At 42.0% G+C, this 26,283-nt stretch carries 24 protein-coding genes; 23 read left to right on the top strand and 1 reads right to left on the bottom strand.

The window, feature by feature from the left end; translation table 11 throughout:
• Positions 1 to 14: 14 nt before the first annotated feature.
• Positions 15 to 1,643, top strand: coding sequence for a bacillithiol biosynthesis cysteine-adding enzyme BshC (bshC, locus tag QFZ73_RS03425; protein WP_307262969.1), 1,629 nt, complete (start codon positions 15 to 17; stop codon positions 1,641 to 1,643).
• Between the two features lie 230 nt (positions 1,644 to 1,873).
• On the opposite strand, the gene QFZ73_RS03420 is transcribed toward bshC, so the two are convergent.
• The gene (locus QFZ73_RS03420; RefSeq protein ID WP_307262410.1) at positions 1,874 to 3,232 is read right to left on the bottom strand and encodes an IS1182 family transposase; all 1,359 of its coding nucleotides are present in this window, start codon (positions 3,230 to 3,232) and stop codon (positions 1,874 to 1,876) included.
• 523 nt (positions 3,233 to 3,755) lie between these two features.
• Between QFZ73_RS03420 and mraZ the strand changes: the two genes are divergently transcribed.
• The 22 genes from mraZ (at position 3,756) to pgeF (ending at position 26,283) form a co-directional block, all read left to right on the top strand.
• Positions 3,756 to 4,187: a division/cell wall cluster transcriptional repressor MraZ gene (mraZ, locus tag QFZ73_RS03415; RefSeq protein WP_034313914.1), complete on the top strand. Its 432-nt coding sequence runs from the start codon at positions 3,756 to 3,758 to the stop codon at positions 4,185 to 4,187.
• 52 nt (positions 4,188 to 4,239) lie between these two features.
• Complete coding sequence (gene rsmH / locus QFZ73_RS03410) at positions 4,240 to 5,172, top strand: 16S rRNA (cytosine(1402)-N(4))-methyltransferase RsmH (RefSeq protein ID WP_144478625.1); 933 nt, start codon at positions 4,240 to 4,242, stop codon at positions 5,170 to 5,172.
• Between the two features lie 32 nt (positions 5,173 to 5,204).
• On the top strand, positions 5,205 to 5,561 hold the full coding sequence (ftsL, locus tag QFZ73_RS03405) for a cell division protein FtsL (protein WP_307262961.1): 357 nt from the start codon (positions 5,205 to 5,207) through the stop codon (positions 5,559 to 5,561).
• A 2-nt stretch (positions 5,562 to 5,563) separates the two neighbouring features.
• Positions 5,564 to 7,720, top strand: a complete 2,157-nt coding sequence (locus QFZ73_RS03400; protein WP_307262958.1) for a penicillin-binding protein — start codon at positions 5,564 to 5,566, stop codon at positions 7,718 to 7,720.
• A gap of 112 nt (positions 7,721 to 7,832) precedes the next feature.
• On the top strand, positions 7,833 to 9,755 hold the full coding sequence (locus tag QFZ73_RS03395; protein ID WP_251427728.1) for a stage V sporulation protein D: 1,923 nt from the start codon (positions 7,833 to 7,835) through the stop codon (positions 9,753 to 9,755).
• Positions 9,756 to 9,913: 158 nt separating this feature from the next.
• Positions 9,914 to 11,386, top strand: coding sequence for a UDP-N-acetylmuramoyl-L-alanyl-D-glutamate--2,6-diaminopimelate ligase (locus QFZ73_RS03390; protein ID WP_307262954.1), 1,473 nt, complete (start codon positions 9,914 to 9,916; stop codon positions 11,384 to 11,386).
• Between the two features lie 89 nt (positions 11,387 to 11,475).
• Positions 11,476 to 12,453 carry a phospho-N-acetylmuramoyl-pentapeptide-transferase gene (mraY, locus tag QFZ73_RS03385; RefSeq protein ID WP_034313901.1) on the top strand — a complete coding sequence of 326 codons (978 nt, stop codon included), beginning with the start codon at positions 11,476 to 11,478 and terminating at the stop codon, positions 12,451 to 12,453.
• Positions 12,454 to 13,806 carry a UDP-N-acetylmuramoyl-L-alanine--D-glutamate ligase gene (gene murD, locus QFZ73_RS03380; protein WP_307262947.1) on the top strand — a complete coding sequence of 451 codons (1,353 nt, stop codon included), beginning with the start codon at positions 12,454 to 12,456 and terminating at the stop codon, positions 13,804 to 13,806.
• Between the two features lie 155 nt (positions 13,807 to 13,961).
• Entirely contained in the window at positions 13,962 to 15,062 is a 1,101-nt protein-coding gene (spoVE, locus tag QFZ73_RS03375; protein WP_098371083.1) for a stage V sporulation protein E, read from the top strand.
• Between the two features lie 351 nt (positions 15,063 to 15,413).
• A complete protein-coding gene (gene murB / locus QFZ73_RS03370; RefSeq protein ID WP_307262942.1) occupies positions 15,414 to 16,322 on the top strand; it encodes a UDP-N-acetylmuramate dehydrogenase in 909 nt (302 codons plus the stop codon).
• Between the two features lie 131 nt (positions 16,323 to 16,453).
• Positions 16,454 to 17,236: a cell division protein FtsQ/DivIB gene (locus tag QFZ73_RS03365; protein WP_251427742.1), complete on the top strand. Its 783-nt coding sequence runs from the start codon at positions 16,454 to 16,456 to the stop codon at positions 17,234 to 17,236.
• The gene (locus QFZ73_RS03360) at positions 17,223 to 17,915 is read left to right on the top strand and encodes a DUF881 domain-containing protein (RefSeq protein WP_251427745.1); all 693 of its coding nucleotides are present in this window, start codon (positions 17,223 to 17,225) and stop codon (positions 17,913 to 17,915) included. The genes QFZ73_RS03365 and QFZ73_RS03360 overlap by 14 nt, the downstream gene beginning before the upstream one ends.
• 42 nt (positions 17,916 to 17,957) lie before the next feature.
• Complete coding sequence (locus QFZ73_RS03355; protein ID WP_251427748.1) at positions 17,958 to 18,668, top strand: DUF881 domain-containing protein; 711 nt, start codon at positions 17,958 to 17,960, stop codon at positions 18,666 to 18,668.
• Positions 18,668 to 19,033, top strand: coding sequence for a small basic family protein (locus QFZ73_RS03350; RefSeq protein WP_063231929.1), 366 nt, complete (start codon positions 18,668 to 18,670; stop codon positions 19,031 to 19,033). The genes QFZ73_RS03355 and QFZ73_RS03350 overlap by 1 nt, the downstream gene beginning before the upstream one ends.
• Positions 19,034 to 19,294: 261 nt before the next feature.
• A complete protein-coding gene (gene ftsA, locus QFZ73_RS03345; protein ID WP_251427751.1) occupies positions 19,295 to 20,593 on the top strand; it encodes a cell division protein FtsA in 1,299 nt (432 codons plus the stop codon).
• Positions 20,594 to 20,637: 44 nt separating this feature from the next.
• The gene (ftsZ, locus tag QFZ73_RS03340) at positions 20,638 to 21,795 is read left to right on the top strand and encodes a cell division protein FtsZ (RefSeq protein WP_251427754.1); all 1,158 of its coding nucleotides are present in this window, start codon (positions 20,638 to 20,640) and stop codon (positions 21,793 to 21,795) included.
• Between the two features lie 468 nt (positions 21,796 to 22,263).
• On the top strand, positions 22,264 to 22,500 hold the full coding sequence (locus tag QFZ73_RS03335; protein WP_307262930.1) for a sigma-E processing peptidase SpoIIGA: 237 nt from the start codon (positions 22,264 to 22,266) through the stop codon (positions 22,498 to 22,500).
• On the top strand, positions 22,451 to 23,191 hold the full coding sequence (locus QFZ73_RS03330) for a sigma-E processing peptidase SpoIIGA (RefSeq protein ID WP_307262927.1): 741 nt from the start codon (positions 22,451 to 22,453) through the stop codon (positions 23,189 to 23,191). Before QFZ73_RS03335 ends, QFZ73_RS03330 begins: the two co-directional genes overlap by 50 nt.
• A 58-nt stretch (positions 23,192 to 23,249) precedes the next feature.
• Positions 23,250 to 23,969, top strand: a complete 720-nt coding sequence (sigE, locus tag QFZ73_RS03325) for an RNA polymerase sporulation sigma factor SigE (protein ID WP_034313874.1) — start codon at positions 23,250 to 23,252, stop codon at positions 23,967 to 23,969.
• Positions 23,970 to 24,119: 150 nt separating this feature from the next.
• Positions 24,120 to 24,899 carry an RNA polymerase sporulation sigma factor SigG gene (sigG, locus tag QFZ73_RS03320; protein WP_034313871.1) on the top strand — a complete coding sequence of 260 codons (780 nt, stop codon included), beginning with the start codon at positions 24,120 to 24,122 and terminating at the stop codon, positions 24,897 to 24,899.
• 231 nt (positions 24,900 to 25,130) lie between these two features.
• Positions 25,131 to 25,400, top strand: coding sequence for a YlmC/YmxH family sporulation protein (locus QFZ73_RS03315; protein WP_251427762.1), 270 nt, complete (start codon positions 25,131 to 25,133; stop codon positions 25,398 to 25,400).
• 55 nt (positions 25,401 to 25,455) lie between these two features.
• On the top strand, positions 25,456 to 26,283 hold the full coding sequence (gene pgeF / locus QFZ73_RS03310) for a peptidoglycan editing factor PgeF (RefSeq protein WP_307262921.1): 828 nt from the start codon (positions 25,456 to 25,458) through the stop codon (positions 26,281 to 26,283).

Genomic DNA, 26,283 nt, shown 5'->3' with positions numbered 1-26,283 from the left:
AAGGGAGAACAGAAATGGAGATGAAAGATCTCGCGTTACCATCTTTAAACCGTTTTGCATCGGACTACTTACAAAACCGTCTTGAAACGGAGGATTATTTTCACTATGACTTGTCTAAGCCGGACATTTACCTCGATAGATATAATGAATTGATGAACCGCTCTTTTTCACGTGATGAATTGTCGGATTACATACAACAATACATGTCTCGTCTTTCATTCAGTGAGGCAGTTAAGGGGAATATTGAAAGGTTGCGCAGGGATGATTCCGTGGTTGTGGTTGGAGGACAGCAGGCTGGGTTATTATCAGGGCCACTGTATACCATTCATAAAGTGATTTCGATCATTAAGCTTGCGGAAGAACAAGAAAAGGAACTGGGGCAGCCAGTCATTCCGGTTTTTTGGATAGCTGGAGAAGATCATGATTTGGCTGAAGTCAATCATGTTTATGTTATGAAAAACGGTAAACCCGATAAAAAAACCTATCCTTCCTATCAGCCGTATAAAACGATGGTTTCCGATGTGGAGCTGGAAACGGAAAAGGCAGAGAAGTGGCTTGAGGATATCATTGAAACATATGGAGAAACGGCCTTTACGAATAAACTCCTGAGTGATTTGAAGGAAACCATTAAGCAATCGAATACTTTCGTCGATTTCTTCGCCAGGCTGATTCATGAATGGTTCAAAGAATATGGCCTTTTACTAGTCGATGCCGGAGATCCGGAATTAAGGCGAATTGAAAAGGGATATTTTGAATCGATGGTCAATGAAAGTGGACGGATTGCTGAAGTGGTCGAGGAACAGCAATCATTCATGCATGCGAAAGGGTATGCAAAAATGATTGAAATGGATAAACGGGCAGCTAATTTATTTTATTATGATCCAGAAAAAAAAGATCGATGTTTACTCGAACGTGTAGAAGGCGGTTTCAGCGGAAAAAACGGTGAGGTATCATTTACCGAGCAGGAACTTTTGCAGATAGCCAAAAATCATCCAGAACGATTAAGTAACAATGTCATTACTCGCCCGCTCATGCAGGAAATGCTTTTCCCTGTATTGGCTTTCGTTTCTGGACCGGGGGAAATAGCCTATTGGGCAGAATTAAAAAAGGTATTTGAGTTGTTTTCCATGAAGATGCCGCCAATCATTCCTAGGTTAAACATCACGCTGGTAGAGCGCAGTATCTATAGCGACCTTGAAGAAATGGAACTCAGTTTGGAAACTGTTCTGACTGAAGGAACCGCTAATGCTGTGAAAAGTTACCTTGATTCCGTGAAAGATGAGACGGTTGATACCCTCTTCGGGACGCTGAAATCACAGCTTGAAGAGAATCATGAAAAGCTATTTGCCCACGCTGTCTCTTTAGATAGAGGACTTGAGCCGATGTTGAACAAAAACATTGAATTCATTCAAAAGCAATTGAATTTCATGTATGGAAAAATCGGTGAGCGTACAAAGGAACGGCATTCGGTCATATTGAAAAAATATGAACGGATAGCAAATTCACTTTACCCTCTTGGATCACCCCAGGAGAGGATTTGGAATGTGTTTTATTACTTGAATCAATACGGGCCAGAGTTCGTACGGGATATGATGAAACTGGAATACCGGTTCAATAATCAGCATAAATTGATTTTCATTTAGAAAAACCATCCGTTTTGGGGAAAAGTGGCGGATAAATCATTTTGAATAGGGTTGCCACATACCAATCCTGACGGAGGGATTAAAAAGTGAAGAAAAAGACAGGCGCTAAAGCCTGTCTTTCAGTTTGTAGACAAAAGGGGTTCGGAATTAAAAAATTCTGAACCCCTTTTGAAATTCCCTTTGAATTTTCGCCTAAAGTTAAGAGATTGGGGCTCTACGAGCCCACTATGTTAGGCCATTTTTGGACCTCGCCATGTCCAATTGGCCATCTTCTTTAAATTAATGGCAGCGAAAGTAAGCATCGCCTGCATCGACAATTTTTTAAGTCCCCTTAAAGTAGTCCAACGCATACCATGCTTTTCTTTTGCATCTGCGAATACACGCTCAATCGTTTCTTTACGTTTTGCATATATAGGTTTTACATCTTGATGATGACGCAGATGATCTGCTTCTTCCACATGTGTTTGCCAGATATGCCGTGTCACCACTTTTTGACAGTCTTTGCTTTCTGTACACCGAGATAAAAATGAGCATGTTGTACAAATTTGTTTTGGCGATTTGTACTCGCGATAGCCCTCTTTATTTGTTGTTGAGTACTTTAAAGTTTCGCCCGAAGGGCAAAGGTAACAATCAAAATGTTCATCGTATACATAGTCCTGTTTGCGGAAAAATCCTTCTTTGGTGCGAGGACGTGTATAAGGTAAAGCCGGTATGATTTCTTTGTTAAATAGGTAGCTTGTAATCGCTGGTGTTTTATAAGCTGCATCTGCGGCAACGGCTTCCGGTTTTCCAACTTTCTCAATCACTTGTTCAACTAGTGGCTCTAAGATCTGACTGTCATGTGTATTTCCAGGTGTTACAATCGTTCCCAATACAAAACCGTTGCGGTCTGCGGCCGCGTGGAATGAATAGGCAAACTGTTTTGTTCGTTCATCTTTCACATAGTAGCCACTCTCAGAATCCGTTGTACTTTCTTTAATCTCTTTGGTCTCTTCTTTATCAAATTTATCTGGTGGAAAAGGCTTTTTTCCATGGTTTTCACGATCTTGATTGATTTCTTCTTGAAGACGTCCTTGATACGCTCGTGTTTCTTTACGAACGATTTTCTTTTCAAATTTCCGTTTATTCGCACTGGCTTTCACATGTGTGGAATCCACGAAAACGTGTTCAGCACTTATTAACTTTTTATTAGCAGCTGTCATTAAAATGCGATAGAAAATCTGTTCAAACAGGTCTGTATCTTTAAAGCGTCGCTCATAATTTTTCCCGAACGTAGAGAAATGAGGTACTTTATCATGGAAACCATAGCCTAAGAACCAACGGTAAGCCATATTGGTTTCAACTTCTTCAATCGTTTTACGCATGGAACGAATACCGAAGGTATATTGAATGAAAGTCAGTTTAACTAAAATAACTGGATCAATACTTGGGCGTCCTACCTCTGAATACATATCTTTCACCAAGTCATAAATGAAAGTGAAATCAATGGCAGCCTCCATTTTACGAACCAAATGGTTCGGTGGCACCAGTTGATCTAAAGTTATCATTTCAAGTTGATCTCGCTGAATAGAATCATGTTTAGAAAGCATCCTCATCACCTCAAGTTTTAATACTTCTATTTTAAAACAAAAATGACTCCAGGCAAAAGTGTTCTATCTAAAAGGTAAGACAAAGTTGATTGGAACGGAAGGTACGAGACTCCTGCGGGAAAAGCGCGTCTAGGGGAGACCCCGCAGGCGAAAGCCGAGGAGGCTCCCCGACCGCCCGCGGAAAGCGAGTGCCTAGAGTGGAAATCAACGTCCAAATTGTACAAGCCATAAAAATAGACAAACTCGATTTTCATCGAGTTTGTCTACAGTCTGAAAGACAGGCGCTAAAGCCTGTCTTTTTTTCTGTTTCCTGGGCACTTGTCAGGTATTGCTTCGACAGTAATAGTGGGACTGCGTCCTAGTCTGAGTCCATTCGAGGGAAATGCACGTTTCTTTGAATAATTTGGCTAAATAAACTTAAGTAGAAAAGAAGGGAATTTTTACTTGGAAGGAGAAAGTAAAAACAAGTGGAGAAAGGTGGGGGAATGTGGTACATTGAGATTAGAATGTGGGGGTAGTGGGTATGTTCATGGGAGAGTACCATCATAACATCGATATAAAGGGCCGTTTGATAGTCCCAGTGAAATTCAGGGAAAATCTCGGGGAGCAATTTGTCCTTACCCGCGGACTCGATCAATGTTTATTTGGTTACCCTATGGAAGAGTGGAAGCTACTTGAAGAAAAGCTGAAAGCCCTGCCTTTAACAAAAAAAGATGCCCGAGCCTTTACACGTTTTTTCTTTTCTGCAGCTACAGAATGCGAAATTGATAAACAAGGGCGAATTAATATCCCCACGCCGCTTACTTCATATGGCCAATTGGAAAAAGAATGTGTAATTCTTGGTGTTACCAATCGTATTGAGATTTGGAGCAAATCCCTTTGGGAAAACTATTTTTCAGCTTCGGAGGATTCTTTCGCTGAGATAGCAGAAAATATGATTGGCTTTGATATTTAAGGCTGCCCTCAGAAATAGAGTCACTCAATAACCGATTGGAAGGATGTCTAGCATGTTTCAACATACAACAGTGTTATTAAAAGAGACGGTTGATGGATTGAACATCAAACCTGATGGAATTTATGTGGATTGTACTTTAGGAGGAGCCGGTCACAGCGAATACTTACTTTCACAGCTCTCTGACAAGGGTAGGCTTTATGCTTTTGATCAGGACGAAACGGCGATTAGGAATGCTAAGGAAAAATTGGAAAGCTATGGCGAACGCATTGTTCTTGTTCCTAATAATTTCAAATACTTAAAAGAAGAATTGAATGCCCGGGGAATCGAGAAAGTGGACGGGATCCTATATGATTTAGGCGTGTCATCCCCACAATTGGATACACCAGAGCGTGGTTTCAGCTATAACCATGATGCACCTTTGGATATGAGGATGGACCAAAGTGCTGCCATTTCTGCCTATGATGTCGTGAATACCTGGTCATTCCATGATTTGTTGAGAATTTTCTTTCAATATGGAGAAGAAAAGTTTTCGAAACAAATTGCAAGGAAAATTGAAGCGGCACGTGAAATAAAACCGATTGAAACGACGTTCGAACTTGTGGAATTAATTAAGGATGGGATACCGGCCCCGGCAAGGCGTAAAGGCGGACACCCTGCGAAACGAGTGTTCCAAGCAATAAGAATCGCTGTGAATGACGAACTTGGTGTATTTGAAGATTCCTTAGAGCAAGCCATATCGCTTTTGGATAAAGAAGGAAGAATATCTGTCATTACATTCCATTCGCTTGAAGATAGAATTTGTAAAACGGTATTTAAAAAAGCAAGTGCCCTTCCGGACCTTCCGCCTGGACTTCCAGTTATCCCGGATGAATTCAAGCCACCTATGAAAATAATTACGAGAAAACCGATTTTACCTTCAGAAGAAGAATTGGAAGGGAATAATCGTTCCCGGTCGGCTAAGCTAAGAATCGCCGAAAAGCAATAATTACAGAATAAAAACAGTAAGGGGGAACATGAATGAGTTCCATAGCCAAAAAAATACAAGAACAGCAATATGAAGACCAACAGCAGCAACAGTCACATCAAACAGTGGTCATCCGTAAAGCGAAGATTTCCATTGGTGAAGTTATCTTACTATGTGCCCTTGCTATCATGGTTACCTTTATTGGAGTGAAAATAGTCTCTAATCAAGCGGCCATCTATGAAACGAATAAAGAGATCCAGCTAGTGGAAACTTCGATTGAAGAACAGGGTAAAGTGAATGATGATTTGAAAGTGCAGGTTGCTGAACTTAGTACATACGAAAGAATTTGGAAAAAAGCTGCAGCGCTAGGGTTCAAGTTAAATGAGAATAATGTGAAGGGTGTGCAGTAATAATGCAGAAACAAAAAAATATGAAGCATGGGGCAGCCGGATTATTCTTCTTATTCGGCCTGCTCTTTTTTGTGTTAGTCTGCCGCTTTTTGTATATTCAGGTGACAGGTACAGCAGGCGGGGAGGTTCTGGCTTCAAAAATCGACAAGAAATATGAAAAAAAACAGGTCATAGAAGCAAAAAGGGGAAGCATACTCGATACAAAAGGTGAAGTCATCGCCGAGGATACTTCCTCCTATATCTTAAGGGCTGTACTCAGTGAAAAGGAGCCGGAGCATGTCAAGGATCCGGAGATGACCGCGAATAAGCTTGCTGAATATATCGAAATGGATGAACAGGACATTTATGAAAGACTTACGAAAAAAGGGGCATACCAGGTGGAGTTTGGCAGTGCCGGCAAGGATTTGACTCAGGTCGTCAAGCAGAAAATAGAAAAATTGGAACTGCCGGGAATTACATTCGGAAGAACCAATAAACGTTTTTATCCTAATGGAATTTTCGCTTCCCATCTGATTGGCTATGTAGAAAAGGATGAAGAAACGGGAGAAATGGCTGGTAAGTTCGGCATCGAAAAGTACCTCAATAAAGAATTGCAGGAAACGGATGGGAAGCTGACATATGACAGTGACTCATGGGGCTTCCTCTTGCCGGATAAGGAGGAAAAGGTTGTTGCTCCGGATAATGGCAATGATGTCATGCTTACCATCGACAAGAAAATACAAACGTTCCTGGAAGATTCGATGAGCAAAGTGCAGGAAAAATACGATCCCGAGCAAATCATAGCGATTGTCTCCAATCCCAAAACGGGGGAGATTGTGGCGATGGGGCAAAGGCCTACCTTCCATCCGACAACGAAAGTCGGGCTTACGGATACATGGCGTAACCTGGCTATTGAAGAAACCTTCGAACCGGGATCAACCATGAAAACATTCACCCTTGCCGCGGCTGTTGAGGAAGGGGTCTTTAATCCGAATGAAAGTTTTGTTGCTGGGACCTACAAAGCCGGATCGGGGAAAATCGGAGATCATAGCGGAATCGAAAGAGGGAAGAGCATGACCTTTCTTGAAGGGGTTCAACGTTCCTCCAACGTCGCTTTTGCTACTCTTGCAATGGATAAGATAGGAGCGGATACTTTCCGTGAGTATTTGACTAAGTTCGGATTTGATGAAAAAACGGGAATTGACCTGCCGAACGAGATAACCGGTAAAATTCAATACAAGTATAAGCTTGAAAAAGTGACAACTTCCTTTGGGCAGGGTTCAACCGTTACACCGATTCAACAAATCCAGGCTGCATCCGCAATAGCCAATGACGGAAAAATGATGCGTCCGTACGTGATAAAAAGCATTTCCGATCAGGATACCGGAAAAGTTTTGAAAACGACAAAGCCGAAAGTGACAGGGCAACCGATTTCGGCAGAAACTGCAAAACAAGTACGTGATTATTTGGAAACGGTAATTTCCGCGAAAAAAGGAACAGGGAAAAAATATGCCATTGATGGATATGAAGTAGCGGGGAAAACCGGCACTGCACAAATTGCGGGTCCGACAGGTAGATATTTAGAAGGGAAAAATAACTATGTATTCTCCTTTTTAGGTATGGCTCCAAAAGATGATCCGCAGTTGGTCATGTATGTTGCGGTCAAGCAGCCGAAGTTAGGTGCATCATATGTTGGGGCTGATCCATTGTCAGAAATATTTAATCCTGTCATGCAAAATAGCTTGCAATATCTAAACATCAAACCTTCTGATGTTAAAAAACAGAAAGCAAATAAAATCGTTGACTATACGAATCAAACCGAGAGTTCAGCTGTCAAAGAACTGAAGGAACTAGGTTATGATGTAAGTACGATCGGAAGTGGACGTAAAGTGCTCGATCAATCCCCGAAAGCAGGGAGTATACTCTTACAGGGTGAAAAGATAATCCTGAGGACGGAAGGCGAAATGAAAGTTCCTGACATGAAGGGATGGTCCCTGCGCGATGTTATGAAATTGGCTAAGCTTGCAAAACTGGATCTGAAAACTGAAGGTGCCGGATATGTGAGTAAACAGAGTCTTGAGGCCGGGAAAAAGGTTAATGAAGGAGAGATCTTCAATATTGAATTATCCCAGCCTGAAGGGGCTGGTGAAGATATACCGACAGAAGAGAAAACAGATTGAAGATAAAGAGGGGATCCAAATGGATCCCCTCTTTAATTCTTTCGAAGTTTCTATTCTAGCATCGAGTAGACAAGCATATATTGAAGCATGTATGAAATGGAGGTGCCTGTTTTTGCGTGTTTCGAATGTTACTGTCCGAAAACGGCTGGCAATCGCATTGGCGATCGGTATCGTTGTTTTTTTTATCATTGATATCCGATTGGGAATTGTACAGTTTTATCTAGGGGATAAGTTGACGGGGCTGGCTAAAGATTCCTGGAGCAGGAATATTCCTTTTGAAGCCAAACGAGGAGAAATTCTGGATCGGAATGGTGTCGAGCTGGCAACGAATATATCTGCGCCAACAGTCTATGTCATCCCAAGACAGATTGAGAATCCTGGGGAGACGGCGGAACAGCTTGCTTCAATATTGGATATGACAAAGGAAAAGGCTTATCAATGGTTAACGAAACAGGCGATGAGCGTCAGAATTCCGGAAGGCAGAAAGATATCTCATGAAAAGGCGAAGGAAATTAAAGCATTAGGGATAAAGGGTGTTTATATCGCTGAAGATTCAAAGCGCCATTACCCATTTGGTGAATACCTTTCTCATGTTCTTGGCTTTACAGGCTCTGACAATCAAGGGTTGATGGGTATTGAATTGTCTTATGATAAGGAACTAAGTGGGGAAAAAGGATTCGTTAAATTTTACTCGGATGCGAAAGGGAAAAGGCTTGAGAATATGGCCGATGACTATAAGCCCCCTGTTGATGGTGATAACTTGAAGCTTACCATCGATAGCAAAATCCAGACAATTGTAGAGAGGGAGCTCGATAATGCGGAGGCGACATATAATCCCGATGGTATAATTGCCATTGCAATGGACCCGAATACAGGGGAAATATTGGCGATGTCAAGCAGGCCAACCTTCGACCCGGCCAATTTTCAAAATGTACCTTCAGAAGTGTATAATCGTAATTTACCAGTTTGGAGTATATATGAACCAGGTTCGACTTTTAAGATCATCACGCTTGCTGCGGCGCTTGAGGAAGGGAAGGTCGACTTACAAAAGGAACATTTTTATGATTCCGGACATGTGGAAGTGTCAGGGTCTACACTGCATTGCTGGAAAAGAGGAGGACATGGGGACCAAACTTTTCTTGAAGTCGTCGAGAACTCATGTAACCCTGGTTTTGTAGAATTAGGGAACCGGCTTGGTAAAGACAAGCTGTTTAAATATATAAATGATTTCGGGTTTGGGCAAAAGACGGGGATTGATTTAACGGGAGAAGGAAAAGGAATCATGTTCAACATGGATCAAGTGGGTCCGGTTGAGCAGGCAACGACCGCGTTTGGACAAGGTGTAGCCGTAACGCCCATTCAGCAGGTGACAGCGGTATCAGCGGCTGTGAATGGCGGAACTTTGTATACACCTTATATCGCGAAGGAACTGGTTAATCCAAAAAATGGGGAAGTGCTGATGCGAAAGACCCCACAGGCGAAGAAAAAGGTAATTTCAGAAGCAACCTCGAAGAAAGTCCGTGAAGCACTTGAATCCGTTGTTGCCCAAGGTAGCGGTAAAGGAGCATTCGTGGAGTCTTACCGAGTGGGCGGGAAAACGGGTACAGCCCAAAAAGCTGAAAATGGCAGATACCTTGATAATAATTATATTCTCTCATTCATTGGTGTCGCTCCAGCGGATGATCCGCAAATCGTCGTTTATATAGCTGTGGATAATCCGAAAGGAACGGTACAATTCGGCGGGGTCGTTGCCGCACCGATCGTTGGGAATATCATGGAGGATTCACTTAGGGCCATGGGCGTCAAGCCGAGGAAAAACCAGATTGAGAAGGAAACGGTCTGGACGGATCCCGTCATGGTCAAGGTACCTGACGTTGTGGGTCTCAGCAAAAAAGAGTTGCAAACCCAGCTCATCGACCTTAAGCTGGATATTGCCGGCAATGGGGATAAAGTCATAAATCAAGCCCCGGATCCAGGTGTTAAGGTAAAACAAGGCTCTACAATAAGAATTTATCTTGGCGAAAATACAGAATAAGTATAATATAATATATGAATAGTTAAAGCGGCTGAAGAATCATCAGCCGCTTTGTTTACGGAGTCGGGATAACCCCGTATAATTGAAATTGGTTTCTCGACAAGCCAAGGCAAATCACATATAATGAATCCTCAAATTAAGTTGAGAGGGATGGAAAAATGAAGCTTCACAAATTACTATCTTATTTACACTCCTTATTTACGTATGAAGGAGAAAATCCTGAAATCACCTCCATTGAAAATGATAACCGTAAAGTCATAGACGGAAGTTTATTTGTTTGTATAAAAGGTTATACAGTTGATGGTCATGATTTTGCCCAACTTGCTGTAGAACATGGAGCTGCAGCAGTCATTGCCGAAAGGCCGCTTGACCTCGATGTTCCCGTGATCGTAGTCAGGGATTCGAGCAGGGCTATGGCGGTGCTTGCCGATGCATTCTATGGCCATCCGACACAAAAGATGCGCTTGATCGGAATTACAGGTACGAATGGAAAGACGACGACCAGTCACTTATTGGAAAAGATTTTCGAGGATCGACAAGAAAAAACAGGCTTGATCGGCACGATGTATACAAAAATTGCCGATACGGTATATGAAACTAAGAATACGACGCCAGATAGCGTTACGCTGCAGAAGGCTTTTCATGAAATGGCCGAAGCATCTGTTACCACGGCCATAATGGAAGTTTCATCGCATGCACTTGAGCTTGGACGTGTCCATGGCTGTGATTATGATATTGCCGTCTTTACGAATCTCACACAGGATCATTTGGATTTTCATAAAACCATGGACAGATACAGGCAGGCAAAATCCTTATTTTTCTCACAGCTCGGCAATGCTTACATAGAAAACCGTCCTAAATATGCTGTTCTTAATGCTGATGATGAGGCAACAGCTGATTTCATTAAAGCGACTGCTGCTACAGTCGTAACATACGGCATAGACAAAGAAGCAGATATCAGGGCCAAGGATATAAAAATTGATGCAAATGGCACATCGTTCACCTTGACAGCAGGTAAAGAAGAGCGTTACATTCAGCTGAAGCTAATTGGTAAATTCAGTGTTTATAATGTACTCTCTGCCATCTCTGCTGCTTTGTGCGCCGGTAACGATCTAGATGAGACAATTAGGTCCATCGAGGAAATAAAAGGTGTTGCAGGCCGTTTTGAGCTCATTACAGCGAATCAGGACTTCCCGGTCATTGTTGACTATGCCCATACTCCGGACAGTTTAGAAAATGTTCTAAAGACTGTTGGTGAGTTTGCTAGAAAGAAAATCTTTGTGATAGTGGGCTGCGGAGGGGACCGAGACAAGACAAAGCGTCCCATCATGGCCGAAATTGCATGCAGCTTGGCGACTGACCCGATCTTCACTTCGGATAATCCACGCAGTGAAGATCCTGCCCAGATTCTGCGGGATATGGAAGCTGGTGTAGCAGGCAAAGAATATACGGTTATTGAAGACCGCAGGCAGGCGATAGCTTACGCTGTTTCCAAGGCGGAAGAGGGCGACGTTATATTAATAGCTGGAAAAGGTCATGAAACATATCAATTGGTCGGTGAAGAAGTGCTTCACTTCGATGATCGTGAAGAAGCGGAAAAGGCGATTCAAAGTCGTTTGGGTTCAGTTTGAACCAACGCTGAAATTGCCCTGCAACAAATAAGAAAAGACATCAAGCAGAACTTTATATTTGAATTGTGTTAGGAATGAGGGAGTAAGGAATGTTGGAACAAGTGATTTTTTATACGATTTTGGTGGCGTTTTTAGTAACCGTTCTTCTTTCGCCGATTTTCATCCCGTTTTTAAGAAGATTGAAATTCGGGCAAAGTATCAGGGAAGAAGGCCCACAATCGCATCTTAAGAAAACAGGAACACCCACAATGGGCGGTTTGGTCATATTATTATCTGTTACCATCGCAACACTAGTCATGACTTTGAAATTTTCGGCACCTTCAACCGAAACGTATTTATTATTATTCGTTACTTTAGGATTTGGTTTATTAGGTTTCCTGGATGATTTCATCAAAGTGGTCATGAAGAGAAACCTAGGACTGACTTCCAAGCAAAAACTGCTTGGACAAATTGTGATTTCGGTCATCTTTTACTTCGTCTTTAAGCAGACAGACCGTTTTAATCCTGAATTGACGATTCCAGGCACTGACTTTGCATTTGATTTTGGCTGGTTTTATCTGTTTATCGTTATTTTCTGGCTGGTAGGTTTTTCGAATGCCGTCAATTTGACGGATGGGCTTGATGGACTTGTCTCAGGAACATCAGCCATTGCCTTTGGTGCTTTTGCCATTTTGGCCTGGAGTCAGTCACAATATGATGTCGCTATTTTTTCGGTGGCGGTAGTCGGTGCAGTACTTGGATTTTTGGTGTTCAATGCACATCCAGCAAAGGTTTTCATGGGGGATACGGGTTCCTTGGCCCTTGGAGGAGCGATCGCAACCATCGCCTTGTTAACGAAGCTTGAAATCCTCCTGGTAATCATTGGCGGAGTCTTCGTCATTGAGACGCTCTCGGTCATTCTGCAGGTAGGATCTTTTAAAACGACTGGTAAACGTATTTTTAAAATGAGTCCGCTTCACCACCATTATGAGCTTTCCGGCTGGTCGGAATGGCGCGTCGTCGTGACTTTCTGGACAGTGGGGCTGCTGTGTGCGGTACTCGGAATCTATTTAGAGGTGTGGATATAATTGAAAGAGACTGTAAAGTATTCAGAGAAAAAGATATTAGTATTGGGTTTGGCAAAAAGCGGAGTGATGGCAGCTTCGCTTCTACATAAATTAGGTGCTTTCGTGACGGTTAATGACATGAAGCCATTATCGGAAAATCCTGAGGCTCAAGGACTTCTTGAACAGGGAATCAAAGTCATCTGCGGTAGTCATCCGATCGAGCTACTTGATGAGGGTTTCGAACTGATCGTTAAAAACCCGGGAATTCCCTATCGGAACCCTATTGTAAAAGGGGCAATGGAAAAAGGGATTCCCGTTATCACGGAAGTTGAACTGGCCTATCAGATAAGTGAAGCACCTTTTATAGGAATCACTGGTACAAATGGCAAAACGACTACGACAACATTGATATACGAAATGTTGAAGACAGGTGAAAAATCCCCGCTGATTGCCGGTAATATCGGGACAGTGGCTTCAGGTGTTGCTGAAAAAGCAAAACCAGATGACTCGATCGTCATTGAATTATCATCGTTTCAGTTAATGGGAATAGACGAATTTCGTCCTGAAATCTCAATCTTGACAAATTTGTATGATGCACATTTGGATTATCACAGTTCCAAACAGGAATATGTCGAAGCAAAAGCTGCCATTACGAAAAATCAAATAGCCTCAGATTTCATGATTTATAATGCAGATCAAGATCTTGTTTTATCCATGGCGAAAAAGACCAAGGCTGAACTTGTTCCTTTTTCAGCTGAAATGAAACATGAGAATGGAGCCTATGTGGAAGATGGTGCAGCCTGTTTCCGAGGAGAAAAAATCATTGAAGTTTCAGAGATAGCCCTTCCTGGGAAGCATAATTTGGAAAATGTGCTCGCGGCCATCTCAGCGGCCAAACTGAAGGGTGTAGCTAACGAAGCCATTCAGACTGTACTGAAAACATTTTATGGTGTGGAGCACCGTCTGCAGTTCGTAGCAACGGTCGATAACCGTAAATTTTATAATGATTCGAAAGCGACGAACATTCTTGCAGCAACCAAAGCGCTAACATCCTTTACGGATCCTGTCATCTTATTGGCGGGCGGTTTGGATCGGGGAAATGAATTTGATGAGTTGAAACCGGCGATGAAAAATGTTAAAGCTGTGATAACTTTTGGTGAAACGGCAGAAAAAATTGAACGGGTAGCCAAAGAAATAGGAATAGCGAATATAAAACGTGTCGATAATGTAGAAAAGGCCGTGCCGGCTGCATTTGAATTATCAAATGAAGGCGACTGCATTCTTCTCTCCCCGGCTTGTGCAAGCTGGGATCAATATAAAACTTTTGAGCAAAGAGGAGACATGTTTATGGAGGCCGTGCATAAACTTAAGTAAGAGCTTTCGCAGAGAGAAGTGAACCTGCTTCTACGTTGACACCTTGGAAAAAAGCGATAATGAGCCGTTATCGCTTTTTTTTTGACTAAAGTGCTGACAAGCAATCAGCATGTTTATATTCGTAGGCTCGAAAAACTTCCTAGAGGTGGATGTCCGTGCCATTAAAAAAATCGAATCCTGATCTCATTCTCATAATCGTCACCTTAAGTCTTTTGACTGTTGGATTAATCATGGTTTACAGCGCGAGTGCCATTTGGGCAACATATAAATTTGATGATTCGTTTTATTTTGCTAAAAGACAGTTGCTGTTTGCCTGCGTTGGTGTCATAGCCATGTTTTTCATCATGAATGTGGATTACTGGACGTGGCGGACATGGGCCAAGATCCTTATCATCATTTGTTTCATTATGTTACTGGCTGTGCTTGTACCAGGTATAGGGATGGCGAGAAATGGTTCGAGGAGCTGGATTGGTGTAGGTGCCTTTTCGGTCCAACCCTCTGAGTTCATGAAGCTGGCGATGATCGCTTTTTTAGCTAAGTTTTTATCAGAACGGCAAAAGCTGATCACCTCCTTTAAAAAGGGGATGCTTCCATCCCTGGGGTTAGTGTTTTTGGCATTTGGATTGATCATGTTACAGCCGGACCTTGGAACGGGAACGGTAATGGTTGGAACATGCATCGTTATGATTTTTATTTCCGGGGCAAAAATCAGTCATTTTGTCGGCTTGGGTCTAATCGGGGTAGCAGGTTTTATCGGTCTGATTTTGTCAGCGCCCTACCGGATAAAAAGGATCACGTCTTTTCTAGATCCTTGGGAAGACCCTTTGGGCAGTGGATTTCAAATGATTCAATCGTTTTATGCTATCGGGCCCGGGGGATTGTTCGGATTGGGACTCGGGCAAAGCCGTCAAAAGTTTTTCTATTTACCAGAACCGCAGACTGATTTCATTTTTGCCATACTTTCCGAGGAACTTGGCTTCATCGGGGGCTCCCTGGTCATTTTATTATTTGCCCTTATGCTTTGGCGGGGCATTCGGATTGCACTTGGTGCTCCTGATTTATATGGGAGCCTTGTAGCGGTGGGAATCATTGCAATGGTCGCCATTCAAGTGATGATCAATATAGGGGTGGTAACGGGACTGATGCCAGTTACGGGGATCACCTTGCCCCTCTTAAGTTATGGTGGTTCATCCTTGACACTTATGTTGATGGCGATTGGGGTGCTCCTGAACATTAGCCGTTATTCAAGGTTCTGAAATAAGTAAAATGGTTTGGCAAAAAGGAAGTCCTGTTAAACGCAGGGTTTCCTTTTTTTTACGTTAAAAACCCTTGCAGGAAAACGATTTTGGAGGGTGCCTCGCCGAAATTTAGAAATAATTGAAATGCCGCTTAAATATTACCATGTATGAATGTTGGGGAATCCACAATAAATATTGGCAATACGGCTTTGTTTAGACTATAGTATAAGAGGGTTAGGCCGTACTGGGGCTTGCTTCTGTTCATTTTTCTGCTAAAAAGGCGTTGTTAATCTTGTAATATAAGTGACCTCATGGAAGAGGAAATGAAAATCATAACTTGGAATTTTTGGAACAACAAGGAGGTTTATCATGGATAATGTGATAAAGCAATTAACTGAAATGAAAATCGGCAAAGTTCTTGAACAGGAACCGCTTGCGAATCATACAACTATGAAAATTGGGGGGCCGGCTGATTTATTCATCGTGCCGTCATCCATTGAAAATATAGAAAAAACGATGCAGGTCATTAAAGAACATGGAATGCCATGGAGGGTGATCGGCAGGGGCTCGAACCTACTTGTCAGTGATGGCGGAATTGAAGGTGCCGTGCTTAAATTGGGTAAAGGACTTGATCATCTCGAGATAAATGGAACGGAGATTAAAGCAGGAGCTGGGGTATCACTTGTCAGCCTATCCGTACAAATCAGTAAAAAAGGGTATGCAGGATTGGAATTTGCCAGTGGGATTCCTGGTTCCGTCGGCGGAGCTGTCTATATGAACGCTGGTGCACACGGTTCCGATATGAGTGAAATCCTCAAGGAGGCTCATGTTCTTTTTGAAGATGGAACTCTAGCTTGGCTTTCGAGGGAAGACATGGAGTTTTCTTATCGAACTTCTCTGCTTCAGAAGAAAAGACCTGGTATCGTACTGGAAGCAATTTTTCAATTGACAGAGGGTGATAAAACCGAAATCGTTGAAAGAATGCAGAATAACAAGAATTATCGTAAAGAAACCCAGCCGTATAATCTTCCGTGTGCCGGGAGCATATTTAGGAATCCACTTCCACATCATGCTGGTAAATTGGTCGAGAATGCGGGCCTGAAGGGACATTCTATTGGCGGAGCCCAGATTTCACCGATGCATGGGAACTTTATCGTTAACACAGGTAATGGAAGTGCAGCGGATGTTCAAGCCTTGATACAGCATGTGAAGGATACTGTGTATGATAAATTTGAAATTGAAATGGAAACAGAAGTGGAAATTATCGGCAGGAAATAATAGGATTCATTATATCCAAATATTGTGATATAATGTGTTACCTTTTAAAGTTTGTTAATAACCAAATATTGAGTTTGTCTTGATTTCGCACTGTCAAGAACCATCCATTTTTTCAGGAAGAGGTGAATGGGATGGAAAAGGGGAAAATCGTTTCCATTGAGGACCGCATCCCGAAATTAAAACAATTAAGAAAAAGCAAAGCTAACAGGCGACTTGTTCTTTTGCTTTCCCTTTTCTTCATTCTGGTTGCTTGTGTGCTATATTTCTTATCCCCGTTGAGCTATGTGAAAACCGTGCAGGTAGAGGGGAATCGTTATATTACTTCCAAACAGATCATTAAATTGAGTAAGGTGAAGAAGGATCGAAGCATCTGGAAGGTTGATACAGGGGAAGCCGCAGCCAATATCAAAAAAAATCAAGAAATAAAAAGCGTTAAGGTGACACCGGTATTTCCTAATTCCATTAAAATTACTGTTTCGGAACATAACAGGATGGCATATCTGTCCAATAATGGGAAGTTTGCACCCATTTTGGAAAACGGGTCCGTTTTAGAGGAGTTAGCAACAGGTGAAATTCCAGTATTTGCCCCTGTTTTAATTGGTTTCAAAGAGGGTAAAGCATTAAAGTTGCTTTTAGAAGAGCTGGACAAGCTTCCTGTCGAGATTCAGAATGCCATTTCAGAAATTCATTACGCTCCAACCAAAACCGATGTCTATCATATCGTCATGTTTATGAACGATGGGTTTGAAGTAAGTGCGACAAGCCGTACTTTATACGAGAAAATGATTCACTATCCATCGATTGTCAGCCAGTTGGATCCAGAGGTAAAGGGAGTCATCGATCTGGAAGTCGGTTCTTATTTTAAAGCATATGAAGACGCGGAACAAAAGGAAGACACTAATGAGGAAAATTAATGGCAAACAGGTGGTATTATCCCTGGTTTGCGTGGTTCTCGGATTCATGATTGCCTTCTCTTACAATCTGACCAAAGAAGGTGAAGGTGCAGGGAAGGACAAAGCCTGGGATCAGGAATATGTGCTCAGGCAGCAGCTGATCGAACAAGAGAAACAGAACCGGGAACTTCAGAAGGAACTCCTTCAGAAGCAAGAAAATGTATCCCAAATAGAAAAAGACTTAGCTCAGGAAAAGCAGCTTTTTTTCAATTTGGCAAAGGATACGGAAAAATACCGTATGTTTCTCGGAAAAGTGAAAGTGAAAGGCTCAGGCCTTCAAGTGACACTTGAAGATGGTACAGATATAGATTCAGAAGCCAATGTTAATAATTACCTCGTCCATGAACAGCATGTCTTCAAGGTCGTCAATGAACTATACATATCAGGTGCAGAGGCTGTTGCGATTAACGGTCAAAGGTTAAATCATGATTCATACATAACTTGTAATGGGCCAGTGATTACAATCGATGGCCATCAGCATCCTGCTCCCTTCATCATATCTGCGATTGGGGACCCGGATGTCCTGGGCGCTTCACTAGACTTACCCGGTGGCATCAAGGAACAGCTGGTTAATGAGAATATTATCTTTACAGTGGAAAAGCAAAAGAATATCATTTTTGATCCAATTATTGGAGGGTGATCAGACCGCCGGATTCGATGAAAGATTGGTGAGAAACTGGAAATGAAAAAAAAGCTTTCTTTTAGTTTGGTTACGTTGATTGCTGGCTTCATGCTCGCTATTCAATTCAATTTGGTGAATCAGCCTGTCGTTTCCGATACAAGGGATATGTGGGAGCTGAAAAATGATTTATTGAAAGAACAGCAGACCCAGGCGGATTTAATAGAGGGTATCAGTAAGCTAGAGGGAAAAATAGCATCCTATGAAACAAAGAAAAATGAGAGTAAAGAGGAAGTTTTGCGTGACACCCTGACCGAATTAAAGACTGACGCAGGTTTGACCGAAATAAAAGGAAATGGAGTAATCGTATCAATACAGCCTATCAAAGCAGATATCCTTCTTGGTGAGAAGGTCGAGTATATTTCACCTGTATTGATCATTCGGCTCATTAATGAAATGCATAGGTATGGCGCTGACGAAATTTCCATTTCAGGTCAAAGGTATATATCGACATCGGTTATTCGTGATATTAATGGGCAGCCGAAAATGGACGGATATCCTCTTGTTCATTACCCGGTCGAAATTCAGGCAATAACCGTTAATCCAAAGAAACTGAAGCAGCGTATTGAAGGTTCCGAACTTATGGATGATTTCTTTATAGATAATTTTGAAGTGCAGATTAAGGTGCCTTCCGGTCAGTTGACATTGCCGGCCTACCAAAATGCTATTAATGTGGAACACATGGAACCCATTATGGATGGGGGGGAATCGTAATGTGGCTGCCAGTTTTTGGACTATTGATTGGAATCACCCTCGGTTTTTTGGTGGATTTTGATATTCCCCATGAATATTCAAATTATCTCTCCATCGCCGTGCTTGCTGCTTTTGATACCTTATTTGGGGGCATACGGGCACATCTGCAAAATATTTATGATGAAGTTGTATTTGTAACAGGATTCTTCTTTAATATCGTTTTAGCTGCAGGTTTGGCTTTTCTAGGTGTACATCTTGGTGTAGACTTATATTTAGCCGCAATCTTTGTGTTCGGTGTAAGGCTCTTTCAAAATATCGCCCTGATTAGAAGGATCCTAATTGAAAAATGGTCCATTTCCCGGAAAAAGCAGAAAAAAAATCTATAATTTTAAAGGGAATTAAGTTATAAATGACGAATAGTTTAAGGCAGTATCTAGTTTATTAAGTAGATCATTCTTGTTTAGAAGCGAACAATAAACACCATAGATTGAGAAATCTACGAGTTTTGTACGGGAAATACAAAATGAACCGCTTAATATGATTCGCGAGTTGTTGCAATCAGTTCTGTTATTCTATAATGTATAAGTCTTCGATATAAAAATGTTATTCTACTAATACATGTATAAAACTGAAGGAGGTGCCATGGAATGAACAGCAACGAAATATACGTAAGTCTTGACATCGGTACATCCAGTGTAAAAGTTATCATTGGGGAAATGGTCAATGACACATTAAATATAATCGGTGTAGGAAATGTTAAATCAGAGGGGCTCAAAAAGGGTTCGATCGTCGGTATAGATGAAACCGTCCAATCCATTCAAAAGGCTATAGAGCAAGCAGAACGGATGATAGGGATGGAGATAAAAAAGGTAATCGTCGGCATAAGTGGAAATCACGTGACGCTTCAACCGTGTCATGGGGTAGTAGCGGTATCCAGTGACAATAAAGAGATTACCGAGCATGACGTTTTCCGTGTTAGAGAAGCAGCGGAGTTAATAACGATACCATCCGACAGGGAAATCATCGACGTGGTGCCGATTCACTACAAAGTTGATGAACTTGATGAAATCAGTGATCCAAGGGGCATGATAGGTGTCCGGTTGGAAATGAGAGGGATTTTAATCACAGGTCTTCGGACAATTTTACATAATACGCTGCGCTGTGTGGAAAGGGCAGGGTTAGAAATAACCGATATCGCCCTTCAGCCCTTAGCCGCAGGTTCCCTTGTTTTATCCAAGGATGAAAAAGAACTTGGTGTGGCACTTGTCGATATTGGCGGAGGTTCCACGACTCTGGCAATTTTCGAACAAGGCTATTTACAATATACGTCTGTGATACCTATAGGCGGGGAAACACTTACGAAGGACCTTTCCATCGTTCTAAGGACAACGATGGAAGAAGCTGAGAAAATAAAAGTAAAGCATGGACATGCCTTTTATGATGACGCGTCTGAAGATGAAGTATTCCAAATACCGATCATCGGCAGCGATCAGAAGCAGACCTGCAACCAGTTAATGCTCTCGGATATCATTGAAGCGCGGGTGACCGAAATATTCGAGTTGATTCAAGATGATTTGAAGAGACTTGGCTTCCAGGATATACCGGGTGGTTTCGTGTTGACCGGGGGCGTCGTCAAGATGCCGGGAGTCCTGGAGCTAGCTCAATATGTGTTCCAAAACAGAGTAAGGACAGCTGAACCCAATTACATCGGTGTTAGGGAACCCCAATACACGACAGCTGTTGGTTTGATTAAACACGCATGCAAGAAAGAGAGAATGCAAAAAAACACCGCTAATAAAACTCCTGTAGCAGCTGGACAAGCTCAAGAAGATAACAACCAGCGCAGCCAGAAGGTTTCTCAGAAAAACAAAGAGAACACGGCTAAAAAACAAGGTGAAAAAGGTGAATCTAAATTCAAAAAAATCTTGGGTTACTTTTTTGAATAACAATCATTAAGAATCGGGAATTTCGTCAAAATAGGAGGATTGTCATGTTGGAGTTTGATTCTAATCTAGAACAATTAGCAACGATAAAAGTAATAGGTGTTGGCGGCGGCGGAAACAATGCGGTAAACAGAATGATCGAGCATGGTGTACAGGGTGTTGAGTTTATTTCTGTCAATACTGACGCACAAGCTCTTAATCTATCAAAAGCAGAAATCAAAATGCAAATCGGTGGGAAGCTTACACGCGGTTTGGGTGCAGGTGCCAATCCCGAGGTAGGAAAAAAAGCTGCTGAAGAAAGCAAGGAGCAGATTGAAGAAGCGCTTAAAGGTGCCGATATGGTATTCGTAACGGCTGGAATGGGCGGCGGTACAGGAACGGGGGCTGCTCCTGTCATAGCGGGCATTGCTAAAGATCTAGGGGCTCTTACAGTGGGGGTAGTTACACGTCCATTTACTTTCGAAGGCCGAAAACGTGCAACACAGGCACAAGGCGGCATTTCCTCCATGAAGGAATCGGTTGACACACTGATCGTCATTCCGAACGACCGCCTCCTTGAAATCGTCGATAAAAGCACGCCAATGCTTGAAGCATTCCGTGAAGCCGATAATGTACTTCGCCAAGGTGTACAAGGGATTTCAGATTTAATTGCTGTTCCAGGTCTTATTAACTTGGACTTTGCCGATGTGAAGACCATCATGTCCAACAAAGGTTCCGCACTTATGGGAATCGGGATTTCCTCAGGGGAAAACCGTGCGGCGGAAGCGGCGAAAAAAGCCATTTCCAGTCCGTTGCTTGAAACATCGATTGATGGTGCCCAAGGCGTACTGATGAATATTACCGGTGGTACGAACCTAAGTCTTTTTGAAGTCCAGGAAGCTGCCGATATCGTGGCTACTGCTTCCGATCAAGACGTAAACATGATTTTTGGTTCTGTTATCAATGAAAACCTTAAAGATGAAATCGTCGTTACGGTAATTGCAACAGGGTTTAACGAGGTTGAAGCTTCAATACGGCCTTCTGGACGTCCAACACTCGGACAACAGCAGCAATCAAGACCTCAGACACAACAAACGCCACAGCCAAACGTGAAGCGTGAAGTGAAGAGAGAAGAAGTCAATGAACAGCCTGCACGTAATGCCAATCAAGGTGATGAGGCTTTGGATATTCCAACCTTCCTCCGTAACCGTAATAGACGCCGTTAAAATCGACGTCACATGCCGTTCCCATTTGGGGACGGTTTTTTGTCGTTAATAAATGAATTCCTTAATAGCATTAGTGTCCAATGACCATATAATAATGGGGCTTTCTCGAGCTTTCTCACTCGGACCGAAGTTCTAAACGAAATCTGCATAATTGTCTCCTTGATCTTGTCTGAATGTCCCTGGGCAGAAGGGAGCCTCCATCTTTTGTTCACTTCCATTCATAATGCAAAAAGATGTAGAGAGCAATAAATTATTAAACTTTTATAACATAAATCGACAGCAGTAAAAGGGAGCAGGATAGTCTCTAAGAAAGTATTGAAAATATCAATAGCTGTTTTTCTACAAAAAGGGTAAAAATGACTGAAAAACTCTTAAGTTTTCAGTACAAAAAGTGACACACTTTCTAAGTGCAGGTACGCTATACTTTTTGCTAGTGGAAGGTTAGTTCATAAAAGGAGGGGAGGGTGTTTGACTTTATATTTAGATGTGATCTGGTTGTTGAATTGGTTATTTGACTGCCTCCTTTTATATTGGACCGCAATCATTCTCAAACGAAGGGTAGCTCTTTGGCGGGTATGCATCGGCGGGCTGATTGGTTCCTTCATTATCGTAGTTGGCATTCACTCCTTTTTATGCAATTGCCGACCGAGTGTTCATGAAGATTTTAGTATCCCTGGTCATGGTGCTGGCAACCTTTGGGTTTAGTAGGTTAAAACTTTTCATGAAATCGGTTGGCACTTTATATTTTGTGACGTTTTTATCGGGAGGAATCCTTTTGGGACTTCACTACCTATTTGAATTCCAAATCGTGTCCAAGGACCCTGGCCAATATGCAGGAATCAATCGTTTTGGCGACCCTGTCAGCTGGATATTCGTAATGATCGGGTTCCCGCTCGCATGGCAATTTTCCAAGCGAACACTTGAAGGGGTGGAGATGACCAAGCTTACACATGAACAAATGGTTTCGGTCTCGGTTAAAATTTCTGACTTTGAAGGAACGTTTCATGGATTGGTGGATAGCGGCAATCAATTATATGACCCGATTACACGTTCCCCAGTAATGATCATCTCTCTTTCAGGCGGGGAAACAGGAATTCCGAACGATATGCTAGAGCTCTTTAAAAACCCTGATAACTTGATTAGTCAGGAAGTACAGCCCGAATATTCATGGACAGGAAGAATGCGTGTCATCCCTTATAAAGTCGTGGGTCATGAACATCAGCTGTTAACCGCAATCAAACCGGATTACATTAAAATCGTTCAAGGAGAAAATGAATATCATGTCAAGCAGGGTCTCGTTTCGTTTACCTTTCAGCAACTCTCTCCCGACAATAGCTATCAATCTATCGTTCATCCGAAAATGTTAACCGGGATACCGGTGCAAAATGCCTCCTGAACCATCGCTTCACTCTTAAATTTGACCCATAATCCGTTTATTAGAAGGGAGAATTATTTTGAAGAAATTCATTCTTCGGCTCACTTATTTCTGGTACAAACTATTGTTCAAGCTCGGATTGAAAACGGACGAAATATTTTATATAGGAGGGAGTGAGGCACTGCCGCCGCCCCTTTCAAAGGAAGAAGAGGCAATACTGATCAATAAATTACCCAATGGCGATGAAGCTGCACGCTCGATCTTGATTGAACGTAATTTAAGGCTTGTGGTTTATATTGCCAGGAAATTCGAAAATACTGGCATCAATATTGAGGATTTAATCAGCATCGGTACCATAGGTTTGATCAAAGCTGTGAATACATTCAATCCTGAGAAGAAAATAAAACTGGCTACATATGCTTCAAGATGCATCGAGAATGAAATATTAATGTATTTACGCAGAAATAACAAAATCCGCTCTGAAGTTTCTTTTGATGAACCCCTGAATATTGATTGGGATGGAAATGAACTCCTGTTATCCGATGTACTTGGAACGGACGATGACATTATCACGAAAGACCTTGAGGCAAACGTTGACCGTAAGCTGCTGACAAAAGCACTTACGCAGCTATCCGAACGTGAAAAACAGATAATGGAACTCCGTTTTGGACTTGCAGGCGGAGAAGAAAAAACCCAAAAGGACGTTGCCGACATGCTGGGGATTTCCCAATCTTACATTTCACGTTTGGAAAAAAGGATTATTAAGAGGCTTCGAAAAGAATTTAATAAAATGGTGTAAAAAAATAAAGTGCTTAAATGTCAATCAAATCAATACTTTGGTAGCTATAATGAAAAATAATGAAGATTTTCTGTTCTAGCCATGTGCATATTTTTTCCTCCCGCGGAAATACTGTTTTTTGTACAGCGCTCCTGTGAGGAGGGAATAATTTTGTCTCGTAATAAGGTTGAAATCTGCGGTGTGGATACATCAAAATTACCGGTTTTAAAGAATGAAGAAATGAGAAAACTCTTTAAAGAACTGCAAGATGGCGATATTTCAGCAAGAGAGAAACTGGTAAACGGGAATCTTCGACTCGTTCTTAGCGTCATTCAACGCTTCAACAATCGAGGAGAGTATGTAGATGATCTATTTCAGGTAGGCTGTATAGGGTTGATGAAGTCGATAGATAACTTTGACCTAGGTCAAAATGTTAAGTTTTCAACGTATGCTGTACCGATGATTATTGGAGAAATCAGAAGATATCTTCGTGATAATAATCCGATTCGGGTATCCCGTTCTTTAAGAGACATCGCTTACAAAGCTCTGCAGGTAAAAGAAAAGCTCATAAGCCAGACCCTTCGTGAGCCAACAGCTGAAGAAATCGCCAAGGTGTTGGAAGTACCTCATGAAGAAATTGTTTTTGCACTAGATGCTATACAAGATCCAGTTTCACTTTTTGAACCGATTTATAATGATGGCGGGGATCCGATTTATGTACTCGACCAACTGAGTGATGAAAAAAATAAAGATAGTACCTGGATTGATGAAATAGCTATAAATGAAGGCATGAGACGGTTGAATGACCGGGAAAAAATGATCCTTCGCAAACGGTTTTTCCAAGGGAAGACGCAAATGGAGGTAGCCGAGGAAATCGGCATTTCACAAGCACAGGTCTCCCGATTGGAAAAAGCGGCAATCAAGCAAATGAATAAAAATATCCAACAGTAGAAGCTGAGCATGAGAGAAAGTTAGCTAAAGCGGGTAGGGCAAAAATGTCGATACCCGCTGACAGCTACTTTTCCATAGCGGCTTTTTTATTTTGTTGAAATGCCCTTCCGGTAGGTAAGTCGTGAATCGAGTGGACGTTTATTTATCGTATTCTTCATCCTTGAGCGCATCATGTCATATACATAGGAATAGGACCTTCATCTATGATGAAATTTTGAGGAGCTGAGTGATGTGACCAGGATTTCCGACTTTCAAATTAAGGATATCGTCAATATAGCGGATGGTAAGAAATTAGGTAATATGTCAGATCTTGAAATCAATACGGCCACGGGGAAAATAGAGGCCATCATCGTTTCAAATGGAACCAGATTGATGGGTTTTTTTGGCAGGGAACAGGATATTGTGATTCCATGGCGGAAAATAAAAAAAATCGGTGCAGATGTCATTCTTGTTGAACATCAGACGGTATTTCAAGAAGAACTGAAAGATGAACGGTTTTAAAGGTGCATGGCGCAAATATATGATACACTAGACTAAAAATAAAGAGGTTTATAGCATGAGAGAGCCATTTGTTTTAATAAAAGACCAATATATGCTCATTGACAGCTGGAGACAACAAAATCTCCAGCTCGTAGCTGGCTTCACCACAAAAAATGGGGGAGTCAGTACAGGTGATTTTCAAACATTGAATACGGGTTTTCATGTTGGGGATAAGCTTGAAGATGTCCAGGGAAACCGCAGGATTTTAGCCGATAAGCTGATGTTTCCGCTAAATGGATGGATAGGCGCCGAGCAGACTCATGAAACGAAAATCCATCAAGTTACCAGCCGCGATGGCGAGAGAGGTGCAACGGATTATGATTCAGCCTTTAAAGCGACTGACGGATTCTATACGAAGGACCAAAACGTTCTATTGACCCTTTGCTATGCAGACTGCGTGCCCTTATACTTTCTTGCTCCGGCACATGGTATGATTGGGGTGGCACATGCTGGCTGGAAGGGTACCGTTAATGGAATTGCACGAAAAATGGTTGAGGCATGGCAGAGTGAGGGTATAAAAGCAAGTGAGATATATGCTGTTATTGGACCGTCTATTTGTTCGAAGTGCTATGTAGTTGATGATTATGTCATGGATTTAGTGCAGAATTTGCTGGTAGATATTGACGAAAAGCCCTATAATTTAATCAGTGAAGGACAATATGAGTTAGACCTTAAGCAACTTAATGCATTGATTCTTCAAAAATCAGGAATTCCAAAAAGTCAGATCGACGTTACATCATACTGTACAAGCTGTGATCATGAATTGTTTTTTTCACATCGCCGTGATAACGGGAAGACAGGTAGATTGATGAGCTTTATCGGTTGGAAGGAGGATTTAGAGTAA

Source organism: Peribacillus sp. V2I11, assembly GCF_030817135.1.
Taxonomy (GTDB): Bacteria; Bacillota; Bacilli; order Bacillales; family DSM-1321; genus Peribacillus; species Peribacillus simplex.
The sequence above is the reverse complement of the archived record's forward strand: the minus strand, read 5'-3'. Positions and strand labels throughout refer to the sequence as shown.

Bases quoted from the DNA above. Each gene is read 5' to 3' on its own strand.
- bshC (WP_307262969.1), top strand. From the start codon at position 15: ATGGAGATGAAAGATCTCGCGTTACCATCTTTAAACCGTTTTGCATCG.
- QFZ73_RS03420 (WP_307262410.1), bottom strand. From the start codon at position 3,232: ATGCTTTCTAAACATGATTCTATTCAGCGAGATCAACTTGAAATGATA.
- mraZ (WP_034313914.1), top strand. From the start codon at position 3,756: ATGTTCATGGGAGAGTACCATCATAACATCGATATAAAGGGCCGTTTG.
- rsmH (WP_144478625.1), top strand. From the start codon at position 4,240: ATGTTTCAACATACAACAGTGTTATTAAAAGAGACGGTTGATGGATTG.
- ftsL (WP_307262961.1), top strand. From the start codon at position 5,205: ATGAGTTCCATAGCCAAAAAAATACAAGAACAGCAATATGAAGACCAA.
- QFZ73_RS03400 (WP_307262958.1), top strand. From the start codon at position 5,564: ATGCAGAAACAAAAAAATATGAAGCATGGGGCAGCCGGATTATTCTTC.
- QFZ73_RS03390 (WP_307262954.1), top strand. From the start codon at position 9,914: ATGAAGCTTCACAAATTACTATCTTATTTACACTCCTTATTTACGTAT.
- mraY (WP_034313901.1), top strand. From the start codon at position 11,476: ATGTTGGAACAAGTGATTTTTTATACGATTTTGGTGGCGTTTTTAGTA.
- murB (WP_307262942.1), top strand. From the start codon at position 15,414: ATGGATAATGTGATAAAGCAATTAACTGAAATGAAAATCGGCAAAGTT.
- QFZ73_RS03365 (WP_251427742.1), top strand. From the start codon at position 16,454: ATGGAAAAGGGGAAAATCGTTTCCATTGAGGACCGCATCCCGAAATTA.
- QFZ73_RS03360 (WP_251427745.1), top strand. From the start codon at position 17,223: ATGAGGAAAATTAATGGCAAACAGGTGGTATTATCCCTGGTTTGCGTG.
- QFZ73_RS03355 (WP_251427748.1), top strand. From the start codon at position 17,958: ATGAAAAAAAAGCTTTCTTTTAGTTTGGTTACGTTGATTGCTGGCTTC.
- QFZ73_RS03350 (WP_063231929.1), top strand. From the start codon at position 18,668: ATGTGGCTGCCAGTTTTTGGACTATTGATTGGAATCACCCTCGGTTTT.
- ftsA (WP_251427751.1), top strand. From the start codon at position 19,295: ATGAACAGCAACGAAATATACGTAAGTCTTGACATCGGTACATCCAGT.
- ftsZ (WP_251427754.1), top strand. From the start codon at position 20,638: ATGTTGGAGTTTGATTCTAATCTAGAACAATTAGCAACGATAAAAGTA.
- QFZ73_RS03330 (WP_307262927.1), top strand. From the start codon at position 22,451: ATGAAGATTTTAGTATCCCTGGTCATGGTGCTGGCAACCTTTGGGTTT.
- pgeF (WP_307262921.1), top strand. From the start codon at position 25,456: ATGAGAGAGCCATTTGTTTTAATAAAAGACCAATATATGCTCATTGAC.